Origin of the sequence: Frigoribacterium sp. CFBP 8754, assembly GCF_014841815.1 — a bacterium.
Taxonomy (GTDB): Bacteria; Actinomycetota; Actinomycetes; order Actinomycetales; family Microbacteriaceae; genus Frigoribacterium; species Frigoribacterium endophyticum.
The window spans coordinates 1-6,095 of record NZ_JACYUO010000013.1 but is presented as its reverse complement, the minus strand read 5'-3'; the positions used below and the strand labels follow the sequence as shown (position 1 = coordinate 6,095).

Here is a 6,095-nt window from a genome sequence, read left to right as displayed (position 1 = left end):
CTGCCGAACGTTCACGCGTTGGACCCTTGATTTTCCGGGGTTGGTGGTTGCGACACGCCCGGGATGTGTGGGGGTTTGGACGTTGGGCGGGTGGTGCCTGTAATGTTCTTTCTTGTCACCACAACGGTGCGGCGGAGCGAAGCTTCACCGGCCTCAAGCTGACCAGCCTCCAAGTCCTCGAGTCGCCTACACGGCCTCGGACCAAGTGGGTTGCGAACACTGATCCACATGGTGTAGCGTCATGGCTCGTTGCGAAAGCGACACCGGCTCCTTACGGGGGTCGAAGAGCGGTGGTCTTACATGGTGAAGATCGGTGCTAAGGTTTCACAGCTGCCTCGGACGAGGGCCTTTATATAGGTCGGGTTTCGGGTGCGTTTGGTCCTTGAGAACTCAACAGCGTGCACATTGTCAAATGCCAAATTATACCCTGGCATCGTGATGAACTTCGGTTCTGAGTGGTGTTTAGGTTTCTTTGAGATTGATGGACAACAACAATCGTCAGATTGTTTTGTTCTTTGGTCAGCATCAAATTCAGCAGATCCGGCCTTTTTCCGGTTGGTCTGTTTTTTCTTTTACGGAGAGTTTGATCCTGGCTCAGGACGAACGCTGGCGGCGTGCTTAACACATGCAAGTCGAACGATGAACTCCAGCTTGCTGGGGGGATTAGTGGCGAACGGGTGAGTAACACGTGAGTAACCTGCCCTTGACTCTGGGATAAGCGCTGGAAACGGCGTCTAATACCGGATACGAGCTTCAGCCGCATGGCTAGGAGTTGGAAAGAATTTCGGTCAAGGATGGACTCGCGGCCTATCAGCTAGTTGGTGAGGTAATGGCTCACCAAGGCGACGACGGGTAGCCGGCCTGAGAGGGTGACCGGCCACACTGGGACTGAGACACGGCCCAGACTCCTACGGGAGGCAGCAGTGGGGAATATTGCACAATGGGCGAAAGCCTGATGCAGCAACGCCGCGTGAGGGATGACGGCCTTCGGGTTGTAAACCTCTTTTAGTAGGGAAGAAGCGAAAGTGACGGTACCTGCAGAAAAAGCACCGGCTAACTACGTGCCAGCAGCCGCGGTAATACGTAGGGTGCAAGCGTTGTCCGGAATTATTGGGCGTAAAGAGCTCGTAGGCGGTTTGTCGCGTCTGCTGTGAAATCTGGGGGCTCAACCCCCAGCCTGCAGTGGGTACGGGCAGACTAGAGTGCGGTAGGGGAGATTGGAATTCCTGGTGTAGCGGTGGAATGCGCAGATATCAGGAGGAACACCGATGGCGAAGGCAGATCTCTGGGCCGTAACTGACGCTGAGGAGCGAAAGCGTGGGGAGCGAACAGGATTAGATACCCTGGTAGTCCACGCCGTAAACGTTGGGAACTAGATGTGGGGACCATTCCACGGTCTCCGTGTCGCAGCTAACGCATTAAGTTCCCCGCCTGGGGAGTACGGCCGCAAGGCTAAAACTCAAAGGAATTGACGGGGGCCCGCACAAGCGGCGGAGCATGCGGATTAATTCGATGCAACGCGAAGAACCTTACCAAGGCTTGACATATACCGGAAACGGCCAGAGATGGTCGCCCCGCAAGGTCGGTATACAGGTGGTGCATGGTTGTCGTCAGCTCGTGTCGTGAGATGTTGGGTTAAGTCCCGCAACGAGCGCAACCCTCGTTCTATGTTGCCAGCACGTTATGGTGGGAACTCATAGGAGACTGCCGGGGTCAACTCGGAGGAAGGTGGGGATGACGTCAAATCATCATGCCCCTTATGTCTTGGGCTTCACGCATGCTACAATGGCCGGTACAAAGGGCTGCGATACCGTAAGGTGGAGCGAATCCCAAAAAGCCGGTCTCAGTTCGGATTGGGGTCTGCAACTCGACCCCATGAAGTCGGAGTCGCTAGTAATCGCAGATCAGCAACGCTGCGGTGAATACGTTCCCGGGCCTTGTACACACCGCCCGTCAAGTCATGAAAGTCGGTAACACCCGAAGCCAGTGGCCTAACCCCTTGTGGGATGGAGCTGTCGAAGGTGGGATCGGTGATTAGGACTAAGTCGTAACAAGGTAGCCGTACCGGAAGGTGCGGCTGGATCACCTCCTTTCTAAGGAGCATGTACCAGCCCTGCTGTTTACACAGGGATCATCTGGTCAAGTCAGTACTAGAGCGAATGTCTCTGGCTGGCGCTCATGGGTGGAACATTGACAATGGTCGTTTTGTGACGGCGCAGTGCTTAGTACGATCTCTTCGGAGGTGTGGAACGGTGTGGCGCACAAGCGGAACGGTATGCACGCTGTTGGGTCCTGAGGGACCAAGCTTCCACGCTCTTCGGGGTGTGGGGTTTTACCTCTGGGCCAGGAAAGTCCTGCATGTATCGCAGGGTGATTCTGGTGCCGCCCGTATTTTGAGAACTACACAGTGGACGCGAGCATCTTAGTCGCAAATCAAGAGCCGGCCCTTTAGGGGGTTGGTGACCGGGTTTGTGATACTAAGTGCAATTTCTTAGACCAACTCAGCCTTCGGGTTGGGTTGGCGAATGAGATAACACTGAGCTGCCAGCTTTGGCTGGTGGCAACTTTGTGGTCAAGTTTCTAAGAGCAAACGGTGGATGCCTTGGCATCTGGAGCCGAAGAAGGACGTAGAAATCTGCGATAAGCCTCGGGGAGCTGATAATCGAGCCCTGATCCGAGGATTTCCGAATGGGGAAACCCCGCCAGGCGTTTTGACCTGGTGACTCCCGCCTGAATATATAGGGCGGGTAGAGGGAACGTGGGGAAGTGAAACATCTCAGTACCCACAGGAAGAGAAAACAACAGTGATTCCGTGAGTAGTGGCGAGCGAAATCGGAAGAGGCTAAACCGGTCATGTGTGATAGACGGCGGTCGTTGCATGGTCGGGGTTGTGGGACCCGTTGTCCTGTTCTGCCGGACAGGAACAGTTACAGCGCAGTATAGGCGAACAGCTTTGAATGGCTGGTCATAGAGGGTGCGAACCCCGTAGCCGAAATGCTGGCGCTGGCTGAATGGGGATCCCAAGTAGCTCGGGGCCCGAGAAATCCCGTGTGAATCTGTCAGGACCACCTGATAAGCCTAAATACTCCCAGATGACCGATAGCGGACAAGTACCGTGAGGGAAAGGTGAAAAGTACCCCGGGAGGGGAGTGAAATAGTACCTGAAACCGTTTGCTTACAAACCGTTGGAGCCTCCTTGTAGGGGTGACAGCGTGCCTTTTGAAGAATGAGCCTGCGAGTTAGCGATATGTGGCGAGGTTAACCCGTGTGGGGTAGCCGTAGCGAAAGCGAGTCTTAAGAGGGCGATCCAGTCGCATGTCCTAGACCCGAAGCGAAGTGATCTATCCATGGCCAGGTTGAAGCGACGGTAAGACGTCGTGGAGGACCGAACCCACTTCAGTTGAAAATGGAGGGGATGAGCTGTGGATAGGGGTGAAAGGCCAATCAAACTTCGTGATAGCTGGTTCTCTCCGAAATGCATTTAGGTGCAGCGTTGCGTGTTTCTTGCCGGAGGTAGAGCTACTGGATGGCCGATGGGGCCCAAAAGCTTACTGACGTCAGCCAAACTCCGAATGCCGGTAAGTGAGAGCGCAGCAGTGAGACGGTGGGGGATAAGCTTCATCGTCGAGAGGGAAACAACCCAGACTACCAACTAAGGTCCCTAAGCGTGTGCTAAGTGGGAAAGGATGTGGAGTTGCATAGACAACCAGGAGGTTGGCTTAGAAGCAGCCACCCTTGAAAGAGTGCGTAATAGCTCACTGGTCAAGTGATTCCGCGCCGACAATGTAACGGGGCTCAAGCACACCACCGAAGTTGTAGATTTCGTATTATAGACAAGCCTTCGTGGTTCAGTCGTACGGAGTGGTAGGAGAGCGTCGTGTGGCCAGTGAAGCGGCGGTGTAAACCAGCCGTGGAGGCCACACGAGTGAGAATGCAGGCATGAGTAGCGAAAGACGGGTGAGAAACCCGTCCTCCGAAAGACCAAGGGTTCCAGGGCCAGGTTAATCCGCCCTGGGTAAGTCGGGACCTAAGGCGAGGCCGACAGGCGTAGTCGATGGACAACGGGTTGATATTCCCGTACCGGCGAAGAACCGCCCAAGCTAATCCAGTGGTGCTAAGAGTCCTAACCCGGCTGAGCGGATCCCTTCGGGGTGATGCCGGCCGGTCTAACGCTCGACCCCATGCTGGTGCGGTTAGCGTATTAACAGGTGTGACGCAGGAAGGTAGCTGAGCCAGGCGATGGTATCCGTAAGGTGAACCTGGTGTAAGGATGTAGGGCTGACGATAGGCAAATCCGTCGTCAATGCGCCTGAGACCCGATGCGTACCCCGATTGGGGGAAATCAGTGATCCTATGCTGCCGAGAAAAGCATCGACGCGAGGTTCAAGCCGCCCGTACCCCAAACCGACTCAGGTGGTCAGGTAGAGAATACCAAGGAGATCGAGAGAATCGTGGTTAAGGAACTCGGCAAAATGCCCCCGTAACTTCGGGAGAAGGGGGGCCGGAACCGTGATGGGATTTACTCCCGGAGCGGGAAAGGCCGCAGAGACCAGTGGGAAGCGACTGTTTACTAAAAACACAGGTCCGTGCCAAGTCGCAAGACGATGTATACGGACTGACGCCTGCCCGGTGCTGGAAGGTTAAGAGGAAGGGTTAGCGCAAGCGAAGCTCAGAATTTAAGCCCCAGTAAACGGCGGTGGTAACTATAACCATCCTAAGGTAGCGAAATTCCTTGTCGGGTAAGTTCCGACCTGCACGAATGGCGTAACGACTTCCCAGCTGTCTCAACCGCGAACTCGGCGAAATTGCACTACGAGTAAAGATGCTCGTTACGCGCAGCAGGACGGAAAGACCCCGTGACCTTTACTACAGCTTGGTATTGGTGTTCGGAGTGGCTTGTGTAGGATAGGTGGGAGACTGTGAAGCTTGGACGCTAGTTCAGGTGGAGTCATTGTTGAAATACCACTCTGGTCACTTTGGATATCTAACTACGAACCGTGATCCGGTTCTGGGACAGTGCCTGGTGGGTAGTTTAACTGGGGCGGTTGCCTCCTAAAGAGTAACGGAGGCGCCCAAAGGTTCCCTCAACCTGGTTGGCAATCAGGTGTCGAGTGTAAGTGCACAAGGGAGCTTGACTGTGAGACTGACAAGTCGAGCAGGGACGAAAGTCGGGACTAGTGATCCGGCAGTGGCTTGTGGAAGCGCTGTCGCTCAACGGATAAAAGGTACCTCGGGGATAACAGGCTGATCTTGCCCAAGAGTCCATATCGACGGCATGGTTTGGCACCTCGATGTCGGCTCGTCGCATCCTGGGGCTGGAGTAGGTCCCAAGGGTTGGGCTGTTCGCCCATTAAAGCGGTACGCGAGCTGGGTTTAGAACGTCGTGAGACAGTTCGGTCCCTATCCGCTGCGCGCGTAGGAAATTTGAGAAGATCTATCCCTAGTACGAGAGGACCGGGATGGACGAACCTCTGGTGTGTCAGTTGTCCTGCCAAGGGCACCGCTGATTAGCTACGTTCGGAACGGATAACCGCTGAAAGCATCTAAGCGGGAAGCCGGCTTCGAGATGAGATTTCCATACCCTTCGGGGTGAGAGGCTCCCAGCTAGACTACTGGGTTGATAGGCCGGATGTGGAAGTGGGGACTAACGACCCATGGAGCTGACCGGTACTAATAAGCCGATAACTTGACAACACTCTTCCCTTGTAGAGGGGAAGAAAGATTGCTTCGCGTCCACTATGTGGTTCCCGGAAGACGGTCGGTAACGACCCGTTCTTTACGGTAACAACCCCGCCACCAGGCACCGTTCCCTGGTGCGGGACAACAGAACAGACAAGTCCCATCACCTCGTGGTGGGCATGGTCTGGAACAGACTTCACCACATGCCCTTTGGGTGTGTGTGTGGTAAATGTTTCGGCGGCCATAGCGAGAGGGAAACGCCCGGTCCCATTCCGAACCCGGAAGCTAAGACTCTCAGCGCCGATGGTACTGCAAGGGGGACCTTGTGGGAGAGTAGGACACCGCCGGACTTCCTTTAGTGCCCAGCATGACTGGCACACCGAAAGGCCCCTCCACAGGAGGGGCCTTTCGTGTTT

General features: G+C 55.2%; 3 rRNA genes. All 3 read left to right on the top strand.

From position 1 onward, the window contains the following. Positions 1-571: 571 nt before the first annotated feature. Positions 572-2,093, top strand: a 16S ribosomal RNA gene (locus IFT72_RS15600). 477 nt (positions 2,094-2,570) lie between these two features. Next, positions 2,571-5,694: ribosomal RNA gene (locus tag IFT72_RS15595) — 23S ribosomal RNA — on the top strand. 218 nt (positions 5,695-5,912) lie between these two features. Further along, positions 5,913-6,029: ribosomal RNA gene (gene rrf, locus IFT72_RS15590) — 5S ribosomal RNA — on the top strand. The 16S, 23S and 5S rRNA genes sit together here, the layout of an rRNA operon. Positions 6,030-6,095: the final 66 nt, after the last annotated feature.